Source organism: Comamonas sp., from assembly GCF_009360615.1.
GTDB lineage: Bacteria > Pseudomonadota > Gammaproteobacteria > Burkholderiales > Burkholderiaceae_C > Comamonas.
The window spans coordinates 78,969-98,275 of the sequence record NZ_SPEY01000042.1 but is presented as its reverse complement, the minus strand read 5'-3'; the positions used below and the strand labels follow the sequence as shown (position 1 = coordinate 98,275).

The following is a 19,307-nucleotide window of genomic DNA, read 5'->3' as shown; positions in this document are numbered from 1 at the left end:
CGCCTTTGCTATCGATGTCTGCCGGCCGATCAGAGACCGTTGGCCTTCTTGATCTGCTCCAGCACATCCTTGGCGCTGGCAGGAATGGGAGTGCCGGGGCCATATACGCCCTTCACGCCCGCGCTGTAGAGAAAATCATAGTCCTGGGCGGGAATCACGCCACCGACGAAGACGATGATGTCGTCGGCGCCCTGCTTCTTGAGCTCGGCAATGATGGCCGGCACCAAGGTCTTGTGCCCTGCGGCCAGCGTCGATACGCCCACGGCGTGTACGTCGTTCTCGATCGCCTGGCGCGCGCATTCTTCGGGGGTCTGGAAAAGCGGCCCCATGTCCACGTCGAAACCCAGATCGGCAAAAGCGGTCGCGACCACCTTGGCCCCCCGGTCGTGCCCGTCCTGGCCTAGCTTGGCGATCATCACGCGAGGGCGGCGCCCCATGGCCTGCGAAGCGGTGTTGATTTCTTCCTTGAGCCTGTCCCAGCCTTCGGCAGAGTCATAAGCGGCAGCATACACACCGGTCACCTTCTGGGTATCGGCGCGGTGGCGGCCAAACGCCTTTTCCATCGCGTCGGAGACTTCACCGACCGTGGCGCGCAGACGCACGGCCTTGATGGACAGATCCAGCAAATTGCCTTCCCCGGACTCCGCCGCAGCCGTGATGGCAGCCAGTGCAGCTCCGACCTTCGCTGCATCGCGCGAAGCCTTGATTTCCTTGAGCCGGGCAATCTGGCTGTCGCGCACCTTGACGTTGTCCACCTCCAGGATATCGACCGGGTCTTCCTTGGCCAGCTTGTACTTGTTGACGCCGACGATGACCTCCTTGCCCGAGTCGATGCGGGCCTGTTTCTCGGCGGCGGCCGCTTCGATCTTGAGCTTGGCCCAGCCGCTGTCCACAGCGGCTGTCATGCCGCCCATGGCATCAACTTCCTCGATGATCGCCCAGGCCTTGTCAGCCATTTCCTGGGTCAGTTTTTCCATCATGTAGGAACCCGCCCAGGGGTCGATCACATTGGTGATGTGGGTCTCTTCCTGAATGATCAGTTGTGTGTTGCGGGCAATGCGGGCCGAGAACTCCGTCGGCAGGGCAATGGCTTCGTCCAGCGCATTGGTGTGCAGCGACTGGGTGCCGCCGAACACGGCCGCCATGGCTTCGATGGTGGTTCGGACCACATTGTTGTAGGGGTCCTGCTCGGTCAGCGACCAACCCGAAGTCTGGCTGTGGGTACGCAGCATCAGGCTCTTGGGGTTCTTGGCATCGAAGCCCTTCATGATGCGGCACCACAGCAGGCGCGCGGCACGCATCTTGGCCACTTCCAGATAGAAATTCATGCCCACGGCCCAGAAGAAGGACAGTCGGCCCGCAAATGCGTCCACGTCCATGCCCTTGGCAATGGCGGTCTTCACGTACTCCTTGCCATCGGCCAGCGTAAACGCCATCTCCAGCGCCTGGTTGGCACCGGCTTCCTGCATGTGATAGCCCGAAATCGAGATCGAGTTGAACTTGGGCATGTTCTGGCTCGTGTACTCGATGATGTCGCCGATGATGCGCATCGAGGGCTTGGGCGGATAGATATAGGTATTGCGCACCATGAACTCTTTCAGAATGTCGTTCTGAATCGTTCCTGCAAGCTGGTCCTGCGAAACACCCTGCTCTTCGGCCGCCACGACATAGCCGGCCAGCACAGGCAGCACGGCACCGTTCATGGTCATGGAAACCGACACCTTGTCCAGGGGGATCTCGTTGAAGAGAATCTTCATGTCCTCGACGGAGTCGATCGCGACGCCGGCCTTGCCCACGTCCCCAGTGACGCGAGGATGATCGGAGTCATAGCCGCGATGGGTGGCCAGGTCAAATGCAACGGAAACGCCTTGACCACCGGCCGCCAGCGCCTTGCGATAGAAGGCATTGGATTCTTCCGCAGTGGAGAACCCGGCGTACTGGCGGATGGTCCAGGGGCGGCCTGCATACATGGTGGCCTGGGGGCCCCGGATATAGGGGGCGAATCCCGGAAGCGTATTGGTGAATGGCAGATCCTTGGTGTCTTCGGCCGTGTACAGCGGCTTGACGGTGATGCCGTCCGGCGTGACCCAGTTCAGATTGTTGATATCGCCGCCGGGGGCCGCCTTGTTGGCGGCTTTTAGCCAGGCTTGCAGATCAGCAGTTGCAAATTCTTGGGGGTCCTGTGCCGGATTCTCTTGGCTCATGTTGTCTCTCGTATGCGGTGCGCGCAGTGAAGTTTGGAATTGCGGTGAACTACCTAGAGGCACCTAGTGTACATGATTCATAATTATGAATTCAAAATACTTGCAGCATATAATTGCACGTAATGACAAGCAAAACACTTACTCCCCTGGCGCTATATGAGCAGGTCGCCGAGCAGTTGCGCCAGCGCATCTTTCGCCGTGAGCTTGAGCCCGGTGCCTGGATTGACGAGCTGAAGATTGCCGAGGAATACGGCATCAGCCGCACGCCCCTGCGCGAGGCACTGAAGGTCCTGGCTGCCGAAGGCCTGGTGACCATGAAGCTGCGCAGGGGAGCCTATGTCACCGAAGTCTCTCGCAAGGACATCTCCGACGTCTATCGACTGCTCAGCCTTCTGGAGGCGGACGCAGCGGCCGAGGTGGCTGCCAAAGCCACGGATGAGCAATTGCAGCGCTTGCGGCAGACCCATGAGGAGCTCAAGCAGAACACGGCCGACGCCGAGCGGTTCTTCGCACTCAACGAGAGCTTTCATATGCAGATACTCGACATTGCCGATAACCGCTGGCGTATTCAGCTTGTAGCGGATTTGCGCAAGGTCATGAAACTGAATCGTCACAAATCGCTGTTCAAGCAGGGCCGTATTGAAGACTCTCTGGCAGAACACGAAGCCATCATGCAGGCGCTGCTTCGGCGCGATCCGAAAACCGCCATGAGTGCAGTGCAGCAGCATTTCACAAATGGATTAGACGCGGCGATCTAGAAGCTCTGACTTTGTCGACCCCCAGGGGAAATGCGTTTCGGTATTTATCCTACAAATTTGAAATATTGGATTACCTGATTCATGCGATGCTTGAGAAGTAACTGAATGTGCTTTCGGTGTTACAGGATCATGATTCATGCTGGCGCAATTTTTCTGGGCCTCTTCTGACGATGTTCACTTGATCAAGGGCGAATATGACCCTTTGCTTGTAACCCTGTCGTTGGCCGTTTGCTGGATTGCTTCGGGACAAGCACTGCGCCATGCGGCTTTTGCCCGATCCGCCACTTCGCGACAATTGCGCAACTGGTCCATTGTGAGCGGGTCGCTGGCTTTGGGTACGGGCATCTGGGCCATGCATTTCATCGGAATGCTCGCCTACTCGCTGCATGCGGCGGTTCAGTATGATTTGCCGGTCACGATCCTCTCCATCATTCCAGGGATCGCAGCGTCTGGCGTTGCCCTCGCCTTGCTGGCTCACAATGAGCTCAATATCAGACAGTTGGTATTGGGGGGGCTGGTGGTGGGCACCGGTATTGCAGCCATGCATTATTGCGGCATGGCTGCAATGCGTACATCCGCAATCCACCAGTATTCCCCCGTCTGGTTCGTCATTTCACTGGTGGTTGGTGTAGCGCTGGCAACGCTTGCGCTTTGGGTTCGCTTCGGACTCGCACGCTTCAAGCTCAACCAGGACCCATGGCGCAAGTCGCTGTCGGCTGTCATCATGGGCGCTGCGATATCCGGCATGCATTACGCTGCGATGCTGGCGCTGCGGGTCACGTCCGATCACGAGATCCATGATGCGACACCCTCGAACGACCGTCTGATTCTGGCGCTGACGATCGCGCTGACCGCCCTTTTATTTGGCGGATTGATTGCGCAGGCCAACGCCTTGATCCATTACCGCAGCCGTTGGCAAAAAGTGGACATGAATGAAGCCAGGCTGCAAGCTTTAATCAATATGGCGGCGGACGGTATCATCTGCATCGACAATCAGGGCCGGGTCACCGACTACAACCCTGCAGCAGAAGTGATATTTGGCTGGAGCGCGGAGGAAGTAGTGGGCCAGAACGTGAAAATGCTCATGCCCGCTGCATTGTTCACCCAGCATGATTTTTATCTGGAGCAGCATGAAGCGGGTCAGCGCAATAATGCGCCACCTCTGCAGAACAAAATCTCCGAGGTGCTGGGTCAGCACAAGGACGGTACCCTGGTTCCCATGCGTCTGGCACTGAGTCAGGCGGAGGCAAGGGGCCAGCGCATGTACGTGGGCCTTCTCACCAATCTCTCGGACCGCAAGCGAACCGAGCGTCAGCTGCATATCGCTGCCACGGTATTCGACCATTCCCACGAAGGCATGGTGGTGCTGGATGCGAACCGCAAAATTGTGGACATCAATCCGGCCTTTGCTCGCATCTGCGGCTTGAAGCGCCAGGCAGCCAAGAACAAGGAGTTCGCCAGCCTTTTCCATGTCGATGACGAATCGGATGTCCAATGGACGCAAATCTGGACGGAAATCGGCAATAAGGGACATTGGCAAGGCCCATGCGTCATGCAACACGACATGAATCGGCATCAGATCTCCTTGACAGCTGTGCGTGACGAGCAGCAGCGCCTGCACCATTACATCGCCGTCTGCTACCAAAGCATCGATATCCCGCTCGGGGCCACATTCTGAGTCCAGAATTTCTACAACGCTATCATTCACGGAGCGGGAAACTGCCTGCTTCCTGAAGGTAAGCGCATGAATCAACACAGTGAAATCGATGTACTGGCACTCCTGTCAGAGGCACCACCTCTGACTATCGAGCAGGTGCAAACCCTGCCAGAACTCCTGGCCATGCGTGCCAGCGCCACACCAATGGCCCAGGCTTATCGAGAGTTCGATGAAAGCACCGATCGCTGGAAAAGCCTGACCTGGGCCGAAACAGCCGAGACGGTTGCCTTGTGGAGCCGTGCCTTGTGTGCCTCGAATCTTCCGGACGGCGCAAGGGTTGCGATCCTGCTGCCCAACGGCTTCGATGCCATGACCATCGACCAGGCCTGTTTGCGCTGCGGCTACGTACCCGTTCCCCTGCATGCCATCGACAATGCCGGCAGCATTGCGTACATCCTTGCCGACTCGGGTGCGTCGTTGCTGTTTGTGGCCGATGCCAGGGCTTGGCAGAAAATTTGTGCCACAGGTCAGGACCTGCCCGAACTTCAGGCCGTGATCCACGCTCGGCAAGGTCGTACCAACGCGTCGCCGAGCGCCTCTCCCATACCTGCCGAACCGGCGGTCCAGGAGTCCGTCAAGACGCTGCAGCGAAAGCCGGTCATTGCCCTGTCTGTCTGGCTTCAGGCTGGTCAACGGTATACCTCTGCCCTGCCCAAGCCACCAGACAAAACACAGCTGGCAGGCATTGTCTATACCTCGGGTACGACCGGAAAGCCCAAGGGGGTCATGCTCACCCACGACAACGTGGTCAGCGATCTGCACGCGGTGATGCAACGTGTGAAGGCTTTTCCCGAGGACGTTTTTCTCTCGTTTTTGCCGCTTTCGCATACTTTCGAGCGCACTGCAGGCTACTACCTGGCCATTGCCACCGGCTCCTGTGTGGCCTACGCGCGTTCTGTCGCACAACTTGCGCAGGACATGAAGCAGGTCAAGCCGACTGTGCTGATATCAGTGCCTCGCATCTATGAACGCGTATATGCCAAGGTCCAGGAATCGCTTGCCTCCAGCAGCTTCAAGCGCAAGCTGTTCGAGGCGGCAGTCTACAAGGGCTGGAAGAACTTCTGCACTCATCAAGGCATCCCCTTGAGCGAGCCGCCCGACGGCAAGCCAAGCTGGGCTTCTGTCTTGCCAGCCTGGCTGCTGCGCAGGCTGGTCGCACAGCCCCTGCTCGCACAGTTTGGAGGCCGGCTGCGCGTGGCCGTGAGCGGCGGTGCCCCTTTGTCTCCGACCATTGCGCGCTGTTTTCTGGGTCTGGGCCTTCCTATGCTGCAAGGTTATGGAATGACCGAAACCGCCCCTGTGGTCAGTGCCAACGGCCTCGACGACAACTGGCCCGATACCGTGGGCAGGGTGCTGCCGGGGATTGAAGTCCGCATTGGCGACGATCAGGAATTGCAGGTCTCCGGCCCCGTGGTGATGCGTGGTTACTGGAACCGTCCCGAAGACACCGCCAAAGCCTTTACTGCTGACGGGTGGCTCAGGACGGGGGACCAGGCTGCCATCGAGAACGGTCGCATTCGAATCAAGGGGCGCATCAAGGAAATCATCGTGACGTCGACGGGTGAGAAAGTGCCCCCCAATGATGTGGAACAGGCCATCCTCGTTGATCCCCTGTTTGAGCAGGTGTTCGTGCTTGGTGAGGATCGCCCCTTCATCGCCTGTGTCGCCGTCGTCAACCAAGTGGAATGGGAAGTGCTTGCCAGGAATGTCGGCCTGAATCCGGATGACGCCTCCAGCCTGCACCATGCCGCAGCTGAGAGAGAAGCACTTGCCAGAATCGAGAAGCAGACACGCAGCTTTGCCCGTTACGCCGTTCCCAGAGCGATTCACCTGGTCAGGGACAGCTGGAACATCGACAACGGCTTGATGACCCCTACCCTCAAGCTCAAGCGCAGGAACCTGATGGCTCGTTATGAAGATGCCATCGGGCAGATGTATGCCAAGCCTGCGGAAAGCTGGAAAACAAAAGATCATTCTTAGGCCGATACGGGGTTTGGAACTCCGTGCATTTTGCATGTAAGTTACATTAATGACTTCAAGAGATTATCTGCTGACGCTTCAGCGACGCCGATTGACCAGCGCCCGACCTTCCCAACCCTGGCGAGGACGGCACAGCGCATCCAGCGTGGAGTCCAGCCCTGCAAACTTTGGAACATGGAGATTCAACTGGAAGCCAGTCCTAGCGATAGTAGTCAGTGCGGCCGCTCTGCCCTGCGCTGGCTCTCGCCACGAAACAGGCAATCGCGTCAAATGCCGATGCCGATGAATGCCCGGCCATCATCGAAAGGATCGGGGCTGATGAGACCGCTTTCAAGCGGACGGAATAGACTCCTGAGCGTCTGGTCAAACAGGCAGACCGGGTCCAAGGTTTCCTGACGCAAAGCAGGATGGAATGACGGTCTTTCTACGCCGCAAACCTGCCGGCATCCACACAAGCCCTCCCCTGACTGCCGTTCAACGAGAACGCGACGTATCGCCTGGCACCAAACCGTTCAAAGAGCTCATCGCCACGACCCGCAATGACAGAACCGCTCCGATCCAGTCGGGGCGAACACCGGGCGTTGGGCTGTCGTAGCCGACGCTTGCGCACGACCCAGAGCAAGACGACGGTGGTGCGCGTCCCTGATGCCTGCCCCGCTGGCAACATATGCCGACGAGGCGCTCGGCGGAACACGGAGCCAGCCCCACGCGTAGAAGACATTGCCTGCACATGCCGCAGTACGGCACGCTGGTTTGCCCTCGCCAGGGCCGCGCGCCCCTTCACTCTTGTCCTTTCGCCGACATCAGACTCGATCATGGTCGCGCTTTGCCGACATTGGACGCGTTCTCAACAGCAGCAGACAAGCGCCACGGTCCCCGTCTTGCGACAAGCGTCCCAAGCCATGTACCCGGCACCCCGCAAAGCACCTCATCCGGCACCGGATGTGCCAGCAATCTGCGACCGTGCTCGGCATTGCGCAAGGGGTTGGAATTCACTCAGATGTGGAAAGCACCCATCGCATTCTGGGTGCGCGATGAAATGGGCCTTTGCCCATTGCCAGGATTTTGATCCTCATCAAGAAAAGAGCTCGATACCGAGGCCCTGTATTGCATTGACAGCACCGCAGTGTGAGGATGAATACAGCATTTGATCGAATGCACCTAGCAACGATATGTGCGCTGGCGCGCAAGGAGGCTGGATATGTTCAAGCACATTTTGATTCCCACGGACGGCTCTAAGCTCTCGGAGGCAGCGCTGCGCGCGGGAATGCAGCTGGCCCAAGAGCAAGGTGCACTGGTGACAGCCCTGTATGTGATGCCCGATTACACCGCCATGATTTATGGTGCCGAAGCAATGATGGCCTACAACTCGGCAGAAATGGCAAAGAGTGCCGAAAAGGAAGCCGATCAGGTACTCGGGATGGCGACGGACATCGCCGCAACCCTGGGCGTTGACTGCAGAACAGCGCGGGTGACCAATATCTCCATCAACCAGGCCATCATCAAACAGGCCGGGGACAGCCATTGCGACCTGATCTGCATGGCATCGCATGGACGCAAGGGGATCGCCGGCATTTTGCTGGGCAGCGAAACCCAACGTGTACTGGTCAACAGCAGCATTCCGGTGCTGGTACATCGCCCGGCGTAATTGTCCAGCTTCATCAGCCCGGCCACGAGCAGACCCCACCAGGATAGCCCTGCAGCAGACCCGCACTGAAGGCGCGTGGGGGCCAGATGTTTCAACACCCTGCCCCTCGTCCTGCGACCTGAAGGGAGAGCCGAACTACGCGGCTGGCGTCCATCCATCATGAACGGCCAGGGCCTTACCTCTGGTGCAAACGCGGCCTCAAGCGGAAGACAGCGCGCTTGAGCGAATGCTGGTCCCGCAGGGCGCAAATCAAGCGCAAACAAAGGTGCTTAAGGGGCCTGAAGTTGAATGTTCCTGGCCATGGCGCGGAATTTGATACTGTCCTCCCGAAGTTGCCGCTCTGCCTCAGCCAGTGTCTGCGGTTGCGCCGCTTCCGATCCAGTGGCCGCTATCTGGCGACGCACCTCGGGGTCACGCAGCACTTCGGCCAGCGCCTTGTTCAGACGGACCACGACCTCCTCGGAAGTCTTTCGGCTCACCATGAGTCCGGCCCAGGTGGAATGGCTGAAGCTCTTCAGAATCTTGCCTTCTCCAAGTGCGGGCACGGAGGGGTCCAGCTCGCTGCGTGTGGAAGCCAGCCATCCGATGAGCCTGAGACGTCCTTGCTCGGACATTCCCTTGAAGCTTGTTGCATAGGGCAGGATGGCAAAGTCGATGCTGTTACCCCCGATATCCTGAACCATGGGTGCCATGCCCTTGTAGGGCACATGCGTGACGTGAATCTGGGTCTGCTGCGCCATGCTCTCAGCCAACAGGTGATACATGGACCCCATGCCGACGCTGCCATAGGACAAACCTTTGTCCTGAGCCTTGGCATAGGCGATGAACTCATCGATGTTACGCACTGGCAATGTAGCGCGTGTCAGCAGCACCAGCGGATTCACGGCCACCTGTCCCAGCATGCGGAAGTCTTCGGCCCTGAGCTTCACGGCCGCGTTGACCATCGGTGAGAGAATCACCTCGTTGGGTGAGCCGAGAAAGATCATGTGCCCGTCAGCCGGCGCGTTCAGCACCTTCTGCGCTGCCAGCGAGCCACTGACACCGCCAAGATTGTCCACGATGACCTGCTGGTTCAGCGCCCGCCCCAGTGCCACACTGACCGCCCGCGCAATGGAGTCTGACAGCCCCCCGGCCGGATACGGCACGAGCAGGGTCACCACACGCTGATCGGCCGCCTGTGCAGCATTCATCGCCGATGTGATGGCACACAGGGTACCCAGCGACAGGACGATGACACGTCGACGTAAGGGAGAGACCGGTTTTTTCATGATCAGCTTCATGCGGGGGTGGAAAGAAAGGAATGGGCCAGAGCTGTCCAGAACCTGGCGCCGGTTTCGAGGTTGTGATCGTTGAAGTCGAAACTGGGGTTGTGGACATTGCAAGGGCCCGATGCCCAGCCCTGCGTGTGGCCGTTGTCACCATTGCCGATGAACAGATAGCATCCGGGCCGCTCTTGCAGCATGTAGGCGAAATCTTCACTGGCGCACAGCGGATCGGCATTGGCGATGACCTGCGCATCGCCGAACAGCGAACGGGCAACGCCCATCGCCAGCCGGGTTTCAGCGGGCGAGTTGACCAGCACCGGATATCCGCGCTCATAGGTGACGTGACACCGTGCGCCAAAGCTGGCGGCCTGCCCTTGGGCGACTGACCGAATGCGTTCCTCCAGCAAGTTGCGGACCTCGGGCTTCAGGGCACGAATGCTCAGCTCCAGCTCTGCGGTCTCGGGGATGACGTTGTAGGTTTGACCGGATTGAAGGCGCCCCACGGTGATGACGGCCGATGCCAGCGGATCTATATTGCGTGCGACGACAGTTTGCAATGCCATTACCGTGGAGGCCGCAACCACCGTAGGATCGGTCGTCAGATGAGGCATGGCCCCGTGGCCACCGCATCCTTCGAACACCAGAATCGCCCTATCGGAAGAGGCCATGCATGCCCCCTCACGAAACAGGATCTTGCCCTGCTCCATGCCTGGCATGTTGTGCATGGCGAAGACCGCGTCACAGGGAAAGCGCGAGAACAGCCCCTCTTTCATCATCCGCTGCGCACCACCGGCACCACCCAGCTCTTCCGCGGGCTGAAAGATCAAATGCAGCACGCCGTCCATGCCATGCCCGCCTTCGTGATTCAGCCTGGCTAGCGCCTGTGCCGCACCAAGCAGCATGGTGGTGTGACCATCATGCCCGCAGCCGTGCATTTTGCCGGGCACTTCGCTGGCCCAGGGCAGGCCTGTTGCCTCCTGAATGGGCAGTGCGTCCATTTCCGCACGCAGGCCAAGGCGCCTGGTGCCCGAGCCAAACCTCAGCGAGCCCACCAATCCTGTTCCTGCCAGACCGGTGGTGACCTCATAGCCCCACTGACGCAGGCAGCGCTCCACCAGCGCACTGGTCTGGAATTCTTCAAAACCGAGTTCGGGCTGGCGATGGATGGCGTGCCGCCATTCCAGCATGGCATCGGTATCTATGTGAGGGTCGAATGTCGAGTGCATGCAGAAAATGTAGCTCCCCGGTCATCGCATCAAAAGCCGGTATATTTTCCGAGGAGACAACCAAAATGATTCACCCGATGAAAACCCTGCCTTTATGAAAAATCATCAGATTCGGGCATTTACCCAGGTTGCAGAGAGCGGATCCATCCGGGCTGCTGCGCGTGCGCTCTTTCTGAGCCAGAGCGCCCTGACCAAGTCATTGCGCGAACTCGAGGAAGATGTGGGCGCAGAGCTGCTGCTACGCAGCTACAAAGGCATTGAGTTCACTCCGGCCGGAAAAGTGCTGCTCTCCCATGCGCGCTTGGCACTGTCGATGCTGGACAAGGCGCGAGAAGAAGTCCGCCTGATCCGCGGCGGTTCAGGGGCCCGAGTAGCGGTGGCGATGTCGCCCCTGGTGTCGATCAAGGCTCTGCCAGAAGTCTGGAGAACGTTCGAACAGATGGCTCCGGGAGTGCAACTGGCGCTCAGTGAGGGTTTTCTGAGCAGCTCGATTCCTGCACTGCTCGAGGGACGACTGGATTTCGCACTGGCCATTGCCGACCCCAGTGACCTGCCTTATGAATTGGTCTTCAAGCCGCTGATGGACGTGATCGCCCTGCCTGCCGGACGACAGGGGCATCCGCTGGCCATGGCGAAAACCTGGGATGAACTGCGTGATGCAACATGGGTTCTGAACTACTCTGCGGGCAGCCAGAGTGAAACATTGGTGGCCTGGCTTCGAGGGCAGGGTTTGACGGAGCCGCGCAAGATGGTCAACTGCACGTCGTCCACCCTGATGAGCGAACTCATGAAGCGCACTGACGTTCTCGGTTTCTGCCCCGAAATACTGTTGAACGACAAGATATATGGAACTGGACTACAACGTCTGCGCGTGGAGCCACTGCCACCACCCATGTCGCTTGGCTTGCTGCATTTGCGGGGTGTACCGCTGAGCAGCGCAGCGAAGCCACTGGCGGCGCTATTCATGAAATATTTCCGAAAGACATAGCCGCAAAACCGGCATGCCGGCATCGGCCCAACGCGACGGATTGACCTCCAGAAGCGGCGCGCTGGCCCGGCTGGCCAGTCTCGCATGGACTTCATGCCAATCGTCTGCCCGCAGACCGTCAAGCCCGATCTTCGGCTGGATTTACCGATCCTTGCAACACGCCCGGCGTATCAGCCCGGAACGACCGTCGCCATCAAATGCATGTGGTGTCCCGGAATCCGTATGTCCGTGCCGTGTGCCACTGCACCGCAAGCCAGGTGGCCATCCCTCGAGAGGCCATCGCTGATGTGGAGTCCGGTGAGTGCAGGACTCATCACAGTGCCGGATGGGAGCCGACAGGCCTGGGCGCTCAAGGAAGACTCAAGTCCATGCCCAGCATCCTCGCCAAACCAAAGGTAAAGAACAGCACGCCCAGCAGCGCGAGCATGAAGAGTGCGGCCACCTTGCCGCCCGTTCTTAGCAGCGCCCGCCTATCCGCCCCCCTCTTCCCCTGGTCATAGTGCCACTTGATGGCGAAGAACATGCACGTGCCAAAGATGAGAGCCTTGAACGTGACAAAGACTACAGGGACCCAATCGATCATTTTGAGAATTTCCGGCCTATGGCTTGACACCATCAATTGTGAGGAGCACCGCTTCCCCCAGGGGGGCGACAACGTCGGCGAACGCCATGTGCGGGTGGTGTCGCAGCCGTTGGAAGGCATATTAATCAAAAGCAATTTCCATACATTGAGAGAATATGTCTTCATATGAAAACCATACAAGATGACCGTTTGCCCGTTTGGTTGCCGCGATTGACCGCGCGTGGCGGACCACGTTTTCTGCAGATTGCGGATGCATTGCAGGCCGCGATGGCAGACGGATCTTTGAATCCGGGCGACCGTCTGCCTCCACAGCGCCACTTGGCAGCACAACTGGGCATTGACCTGACGACGGTCACTCGCGCATACGACGAAGCCAGACGACGCCATTTGCTGGAGGGCCGTGGCGCCCGAGGCACCTATGTCGCGGCACCAAAAGTCGAACTGGCCCCTGTCCTCGACCTCAGCATGAATACGCCGCCGCCGCCAGACGGCGTGGACTTTGAAGACATGCTGAAACAAGGCCTGTCCCAAGTGCTGATGCGAGCGGATGCAGCGTTGCTGATGACGTACCACCTGGGCGGGGGCAGCGTTTCCGACCGCAAGGCTGGAGCCCGATGGCTTGAGCCCATGATGGGACGCCTGGACCCAGAGATGATTGCCGTCTGCCCAGGCGCGCAGGCGGCCATCGCTGCATTGATCCTTGCGCTGACGAAGCCTGGCGATGTGATCCTGGCAGAACCGATGGCTTACCCGGGCCTGCGCACCGCAGCGACACAGTTCGGGAGACGCATCGTTGCCGTGGACTCGGACCAGCATGGAATGTTGCCTGAGATACTTGAGCAAGCATGCCAACAGTACCAACCTGGGCTGGTCTACCTCAATCCGACATTGCAGAATCCGACAACCCTCACCGTTCCTGAGCACCGCCGCAAGGACCTTGCACGCATCGCAAGGCGCTGCAATGTCCGGATCGCCGAAGACGACCCGTACTGGCTGCTGGCCGAAGCACCGCCTCCACCTGTCGCAACCTTCGCTCCGGAGCATGTGTGCTACATCTCGACCCTGTCGAAATGTCTGACGCCCGGCTTGCGTGTCGCGTTCGTTCTCATCCCCGATCTGCAGCTACGCGAGCGCTTTCTCATCGCGCTCAGATCATTTGCGCTGATGGTCGCGCCTTTGAATGCTGCGCTGGCAACGCAGTGGATTTTCGATGGTTCCGCGACCGGACTGATGGAAGGCGTCCGCAAGGAGGCCCGCCTGCGCCAGGGGATGGCCAGAGATGTTCTGGCGGGGCGCAACCGAGGCGAGGGAGAAGGCCTTCATGCATGGCTCGAGTTGCCAAGCTACTGGAGCTCCTCGATGCTTGCGCGCGTCGCCGACAGCGAAGGCGTAGCAGTCACGCCGGCTGAGGCATTCGCCACTGGCGGCGGCGCTGTAAACGCCATTCGCCTCTCTTTGGGCAGCATCAAGGACCGCGCACGCTTGCAGGCAGGCCTTCAGCGGCTGTCTGATCTGCTTTCGCGGCGGCCCGAGTCGTTCAGTACTGCCGTGGTTTAGCCGTCCGGCAAGCTTTGAGTGAAGCGGGCACTCCACTGCACCATGCCTGCAATTCCAGCAACCGCCAGCCAGCGGATATCCTTTGCCTTCGACACTCTGGCCACATGGTCCCCAACACCCTGTCAGGACTAAAGCCTTGTCCGTGAAAGCCTGCTCCTCTGTGTGCACAATAATGCCCTTATTGCCCTGGCGAATCTGGGCCGTTCATACGGCTGAGCCGTCTGCAGTTTTAGAGGCCAAAGCGCTCCCATTGAAGGCGCAACCAACAGCTCTCTTGGCACCATGAGACGAACATGGGAGTTACCGGGTGATTGTCGGAGTGCCGAATCTCCGCCGCAAGCGCCCGAATTTCATCGATGAATAAAGAAAATATCCACACAGATCAACAAGTTCACAGCATGTGGCGCATGTCGGTGGCGCCTATGATGGACTGGACGGACAAACATTGCCGTTACTTCCATCGCCTGCTCAGCCAGCACACCTTGCTCTACACCGAAATGGTGACAACCGGTGCTCTGGTACATGGCGATGTGGCCCGCCATCTGCGGTTCGATTCCGAGGAACACCCTGTGGCGCTACAGCTTGGTGGTTCCGAGCCGGCCGATCTCGCCCACAGCGCACGCCTGGGCGAGCAGTGGGGCTATGACGAGATCAACCTCAATTGCGGCTGCCCGAGCGAGCGCGTGCAGCGCGGGGCTTTCGGCGCCTGTCTGATGAACGAGGCCGCACTGGTGGCCGATTGCGTCAAAGCCATGGCCGATGTGGTGTCCGTGCCTGTCACTGTCAAGCACCGTATCGGCATCGACAGGATCGAAAGCTACGATTTTGTGCGCGACTTCGTCGGCACCGTTGCCGATGCAGGCTGCCGGGTATTTGTGGTTCATGCCCGCAATGCCTGGCTCAAAGGCCTCTCCCCCAAGGAAAACCGGGAGATCCCGCCGCTGCGCTATGAGGTCGTGGCGCAGCTCAAGCGTGACTTTCCGGACCTGGTCATCGCCGTCAACGGCGGCATCAAGACCGATGCTGCAGTGCAGGAGCAATTGCAGCAGGTCGATGGCGTCATGGTAGGCCGCGAGGCCTATCACAACCCCTGGTGGCTGGCCTCCTGGGATGCACTTTACTATCAGGATAAGACCAGAGAGCTTACGCGCGAACAGATCGAAGAGCAGATGGTGCTGTATATGGAACGCGAAGCGCGCGAGCATGGGACGCACTGGTATTCGATTGCCCGGCATATGCTGGGTCTGCGCAACGGTCTCGCCGGTGCACGCCGCTGGCGCCAGGTCTGGAGCGACCACCGCCTCAAGACCCTGCCCGCACACGAGGTCATGAAGCTGGCCCGCACCAAACCGAACGAGATCCAGCCGGAACCCGCAGAGCAGATACTTTGAGCATGCATGAAAAAGCTGGCTTCGGTCAGCTTTTTTACTTTCAAACGCCGCGAAGTCCGACCTTCGTTGCGCAATCCCCGCAGATCCGGAGTTTGAAGGGAATTCACTACTTCGCATGTCAAACTCTGCTGCTATATTGCACCGCAACATAACCGCAGAAGTGCCTCCGATGCTCTATCAGATCTACGAAATGCAGCGCGCAATGGTCGAGCCCTTTGCAGACTTTGCCCAGGCCGCATCCAAGTTCTACAACAACCCCCACTCGGTGTTCAGCCAGGCTCCCTTTGCCCAGCGCATGGCTGCGGGTTTCAACCTGATGTACCGGCTTGGCAAGGACTACGAGAAGCCCGAGTTCGATCTGCATAACGTCGAAGTCAACGGCGTGGATGTCACCATCCGCGAACGTGTGGAGATCGACAAGCCGTTTTGCGAACTGCGCCGCTTCAAGCGCTTCTCCGACGACCCCGACACGCTGGACCTGATGCTCAGCCAGCCAGTGGTGCTGATCGTGGCTCCGCTCTCCGGCCACTACGCCACCTTGCTGCGCGACACCGTGCAAAGCATGCTGGGAGGCCACAAGGTCTATATCACCGACTGGAAAAATGCCCGTACCGTGCCGCTGTCCGAGGGCGAATTCCATCTGGACGACTATGTGAACTATGTGCAGGAGTTCATTCGCTATCTGCAAGGGCGCTATGGTCAGTGCCATGTCGTCAGCGTCTGCCAGCCCACGGTGCCGGTGCTGGCGGCGGTCTCGCTGATGGCCAGTCGTGGCGAGGCCACACCGCTGTCGATGACCATGATGGGCGGCCCCATCGATGCACGCCGTTCTCCGACGGCGGTGAACAACCTGGCCGAAACCCGCAGCTACGAATGGTTCGAGAACAACGTCATTTACGAGGTGCCAAACAATTATCCCGGTGCCGGCCGCCGCGTCTACCCGGGCTTTTTGCAGTATTCGGGCTTCGTGGCCATGAATCCCGACCGCCACGCCAACAGCCATTACGACTATTTCAAGGATCTGATCAAGGGCGACGAGGCCAGCGCCGAGCATCACCGCAAGTTCTATGACGAGTACAACGCGGTGCTCGACATGGACGCCGACTACTACCTGGAAACCATCGCCACCGTGTTTCAGGAATACAAGCTGGTCAAGGGCACCTGGGAGGTCCGCAACGAACAGGGCAAGCCCGAGCTCGTGCGCCCGCAGGACATCAAGAACACGGCCCTGCTGACGGTGGAAGGCGAGCTGGACGACATTTCGGGTGCCGGCCAGACCCGTGCCGCCCATGATCTGTGTGCCGGCATCGCTGCCGAGGCGCGGCAGCATATCGAAGTGCAAGGTGCAGGCCACTACGGCATCTTCAGCGGCAGCCGCTGGCGCAAGACCGTCTACCCCCAGGTGCGCGACTTCATCCTCTCCCACCAGCCGGCGAGCGCGACAGCCGCCAGCGCCGCCGGCCATCTGAGCAGCGTCAGCGATGACGGAGCCGAGCTGGAAAGCCATGAGGCCCATGCCGTCAAGCCTGCCAAGACCGCGAAAACAGGTGAAAATAGCGCCCCCGCCCAGAAAGGACGCGGCTTCCACCGCGCCAGGGCTTAAAGGCTCACCAGACCAACATGAACTCGTCCCTGTCCGCAGCCTCTTCGCTCAAGGCACTGGCTGCGAACATTGATGCAGCCCTGCCCCAGACACAGTGCACGCGCTGCGGTTATCCCGACTGCGCGTCCTATGCCCAAGCCATTGCCTATGCAGACGCCGCCATCAACCAATGCCCCCCCGGCGGGCAGGAAGGCGTGCGGCGTCTGGCGAGCATCACCGGCAGGCCCGAGCTGCCTCTCAATGCCGAAAACGGCCTGGAAGCGCCTCGCGCCCTGGCGGTGATCGATGAAGCCTGGTGCATAGGTTGCACGCTCTGCATCAAGGCTTGCCCTACGGACGCGATTCTGGGCGCCAACAAGCGCATGCACACCGTGATTGCCGAGCATTGCACGGGCTGCGAACTGTGCATTCCCGTCTGCCCTGTCGATTGCATAGAACTGGCCAACGCCAGTGGCGATGCCACCGGCTGGTCTGCCTGGAGCGCTGCGCAGGCGGAGCACGCCCGCGGCCGCTATGACGCACATCTGCAACGCACGGGCCGCAAGGCCGATGCGCCGGTACGCACCACGGCACAAGCCCCCGAAGAAGCTGGCGCCCAGACTGTCACGACATCAGCGTCGGCCACCGACAAAAAGGCGGCGATTGCAGCCATTCTCGCCAAGGCCAAAGCCCAGCGCGCCAGAGTTTGACGGCCACGGCGCCAGGCCCTGCTCACAAAATGGCGCAAGCCATCGATGCAATAGCCGTCCCGGCAGTTGCTGGCCTGTCGTCGCTTGGCTAGGTATTGACCAGACTCTTGTAGACCCCGCAGCCCCAATACAGCCCTGCGTGCTTGCAGACATAGGACATCTTGGTCTGAACCTGCTGGTTGCTGGGGTTGATGTAGTCATACTCCACCCAGCCCGGGCCAATTTCGGCCTGCGCGACGATGTCCGCCATCAGGCGATCACCGTCAATGCCTGGAACATCCTGCACCCGCACTCCCACTTTGGCCGGATTGCCGCCGAAGGCCCGGTACTCCCCTTCCGAGGACAGAGCAAACACATACATATCGCGGTCGTGAAACGGCTGCGAAGGATCGGTGACGGTCTGCAGCAGGCTGGCGGTGCTGGACGAGCTCCTGGCTTGACGCATGGTCGCATTCACCAGCGCCACGGCCTCTTCGGCCGTACCCTGCTGCAACCTGAAACGCGACACCGCATCCGAAAGGTGCTGGGCACGCAGTTGCAGCTCCTTCGCCTGCTGCAGCGCCAGGCCCACCATCTGGGCGTTGTGCTGGGTGATCTCATCGATCTGGTGCACGGCATTGCTGATTTCCTGAAGCCCGGTGCTCTGGCTGCTGGCCGAGTCCGAGAGCTCCCCCATATGGCTCACCACATCGTGGATGGCCCGCGTCACCCCCTGGATTTCTCCCACGGCATTGCGCAGCAGCTGCGTGCTCTGGCCAACCTGCTGCACGGTTTCGCCAATCAGTTGCCGAATCTCCTTGGCGGCCTCGGCGCTACGTTGGGCCAACGTGCGCACCTCGCTGGCCACCACGGCAAAACCGCGCCCCTGTTCGCCGGCTCTTGCGGCCTCCACCGCCGCGTTGAGCGCCAGAATATTGGTCTGAAACGCAATACCGTCGATCACCCCGATGATTTCCCGCATGCGCCCGGCGTTGCGCTCAATCAGCTCCACCGACTGCGCCGCATGCTGCATGGCCTGCGCGCCCTGGTCGGCAGCGGAGCGCACCCCGTTGGCGCGGCTGTGGGCAACCCGGCTCACTTCCGCATTGTGATGGACCGCAGCGGTGAGCTGCTCGACACTGACGACCGTCTGCGCCAGATTGCTCGCCTGTGTCTCGGTACGCTCGGACAAGGCCTGGTGATCCTTGACCATGCCCTGACCGGCCTGGGCCACCAGGGCCGCATTGCTGCGGACATCAGCCACCATCGCCGACAGCGCATGCACCATCGATCGGGTAAGGTTCGATGTGCCAGATTCATGGCGAGCCTCTTCGGCAGCGTCGATGCTCAGATCGCCATGGGCGACTTTTTCCAGTGCCCACTGCATTTCATGCCACTGCTGCTGCCAGCTCTTGTGCAGGGCGCCGATCCATAACAGCACGCCCAGGGCCCACAACGACAGCCAGCTCAGCTGCCATGTCCCATTGAGTCCGAGCACCGGCAAAACAGGCCCGGACAGCAGCCATGGCAGCCCCAACCACAGCCATCCGGAATTCCTCATACGTACGCGGTTTTTTTTGTCGGGCAAGATGCGGTTTTGCATTGCCTGTCTCCATTCTTTTTTTGTGGTTGACTTCGTCCGCTGTCCATGCAGCTTGTTCACGGTAGCCACTTGCTCTGTCATCCAGCTTACGTAACAAATTGCAATTCATGGAGCCT

Annotated in this window: 14 protein-coding genes; 9 read left to right on the top strand and 5 right to left on the bottom strand. The window is 59.8% G+C overall.

Annotation, left to right across the window (positions count from 1 at the left end; translation table 11 throughout):
* Window positions 1–29 precede the first annotated feature (29 nt).
* Entirely contained in the window at window positions 30–2,204 is a 2,175-nt protein-coding gene (gene scpA, locus E2583_RS13065) for a methylmalonyl-CoA mutase (RefSeq protein WP_291596377.1), read from the bottom strand.
* Window positions 2,205–2,326: 122 nt separating this feature from the next.
* Here scpA and E2583_RS13060 point away from each other — a divergent pair, with 122 nt between their 5' ends.
* From E2583_RS13060 to E2583_RS13045, 4 genes are all read left to right on the top strand, one after another.
* The gene (locus E2583_RS13060; RefSeq protein WP_291596375.1) at window positions 2,327–2,962 is read left to right on the top strand and encodes a GntR family transcriptional regulator; all 636 of its coding nucleotides are present in this window, start codon (window positions 2,327–2,329) and stop codon (window positions 2,960–2,962) included.
* Between the two features lie 136 nt (window positions 2,963–3,098).
* On the top strand, window positions 3,099–4,640 hold the full coding sequence (locus E2583_RS13055) for an MHYT domain-containing protein (protein WP_291596373.1): 1,542 nt from the start codon (window positions 3,099–3,101) through the stop codon (window positions 4,638–4,640).
* Window positions 4,641–4,706: 66 nt separating this feature from the next.
* Window positions 4,707–6,659, top strand: a complete 1,953-nt coding sequence (locus E2583_RS13050) for a long-chain fatty acid--CoA ligase (protein ID WP_291596372.1) — start codon at window positions 4,707–4,709, stop codon at window positions 6,657–6,659.
* A gap of 1,201 nt (window positions 6,660–7,860) precedes the next feature.
* Window positions 7,861–8,307 carry a universal stress protein gene (locus E2583_RS13045; protein WP_291596370.1) on the top strand — a complete coding sequence of 149 codons (447 nt, stop codon included), beginning with the start codon at window positions 7,861–7,863 and terminating at the stop codon, window positions 8,305–8,307.
* Window positions 8,308–8,576: 269 nt separating this feature from the next.
* Here E2583_RS13045 and E2583_RS13040 read toward each other — a convergent pair whose 3' ends face one another.
* Together E2583_RS13040 and E2583_RS13035 are read right to left on the bottom strand one after the other, a co-directional pair.
* Window positions 8,577–9,575, bottom strand: a complete 999-nt coding sequence (locus tag E2583_RS13040) for a tripartite tricarboxylate transporter substrate binding protein (RefSeq protein ID WP_291596368.1) — start codon at window positions 9,573–9,575, stop codon at window positions 8,577–8,579.
* An 8-nt stretch (window positions 9,576–9,583) separates the two neighbouring features.
* Window positions 9,584–10,798, bottom strand: coding sequence for a M20 aminoacylase family protein (locus E2583_RS13035; protein WP_291596366.1), 1,215 nt, complete (start codon window positions 10,796–10,798; stop codon window positions 9,584–9,586).
* A 94-nt stretch (window positions 10,799–10,892) separates the two neighbouring features.
* Here E2583_RS13035 and E2583_RS13030 point away from each other — a divergent pair, with 94 nt between their 5' ends.
* A complete protein-coding gene (locus E2583_RS13030; protein ID WP_291596364.1) occupies window positions 10,893–11,786 on the top strand; it encodes a LysR substrate-binding domain-containing protein in 894 nt (297 codons plus the stop codon).
* 349 nt (window positions 11,787–12,135) lie between these two features.
* Here E2583_RS13030 and E2583_RS13025 read toward each other — a convergent pair whose 3' ends face one another.
* Window positions 12,136–12,369, bottom strand: a complete 234-nt coding sequence (locus E2583_RS13025; RefSeq protein WP_291596424.1) for a hypothetical protein — start codon at window positions 12,367–12,369, stop codon at window positions 12,136–12,138.
* A 165-nt stretch (window positions 12,370–12,534) separates the two neighbouring features.
* Here E2583_RS13025 and E2583_RS13020 point away from each other — a divergent pair, with 165 nt between their 5' ends.
* From E2583_RS13020 to E2583_RS13005, 4 genes are all read left to right on the top strand, one after another.
* Entirely contained in the window at window positions 12,535–13,926 is a 1,392-nt protein-coding gene (locus tag E2583_RS13020; protein WP_291596362.1) for a PLP-dependent aminotransferase family protein, read from the top strand.
* 356 nt (window positions 13,927–14,282) lie between these two features.
* Window positions 14,283–15,317, top strand: coding sequence for a tRNA dihydrouridine(20/20a) synthase DusA (gene dusA / locus E2583_RS13015; protein WP_291596360.1), 1,035 nt, complete (start codon window positions 14,283–14,285; stop codon window positions 15,315–15,317).
* A 169-nt stretch (window positions 15,318–15,486) separates the two neighbouring features.
* The gene (locus tag E2583_RS13010) at window positions 15,487–16,920 is read left to right on the top strand and encodes a polyhydroxyalkanoate depolymerase (RefSeq protein ID WP_291596358.1); all 1,434 of its coding nucleotides are present in this window, start codon (window positions 15,487–15,489) and stop codon (window positions 16,918–16,920) included.
* Between the two features lie 17 nt (window positions 16,921–16,937).
* Window positions 16,938–17,609: an RnfABCDGE type electron transport complex subunit B gene (locus E2583_RS13005; RefSeq protein ID WP_291596356.1), complete on the top strand. Its 672-nt coding sequence runs from the start codon at window positions 16,938–16,940 to the stop codon at window positions 17,607–17,609.
* A gap of 88 nt (window positions 17,610–17,697) precedes the next feature.
* Here E2583_RS13005 and E2583_RS13000 read toward each other — a convergent pair whose 3' ends face one another.
* A complete protein-coding gene (locus tag E2583_RS13000) occupies window positions 17,698–19,191 on the bottom strand; it encodes a methyl-accepting chemotaxis protein (protein WP_291596354.1) in 1,494 nt (497 codons plus the stop codon).
* Window positions 19,192–19,307: the final 116 nt, after the last annotated feature.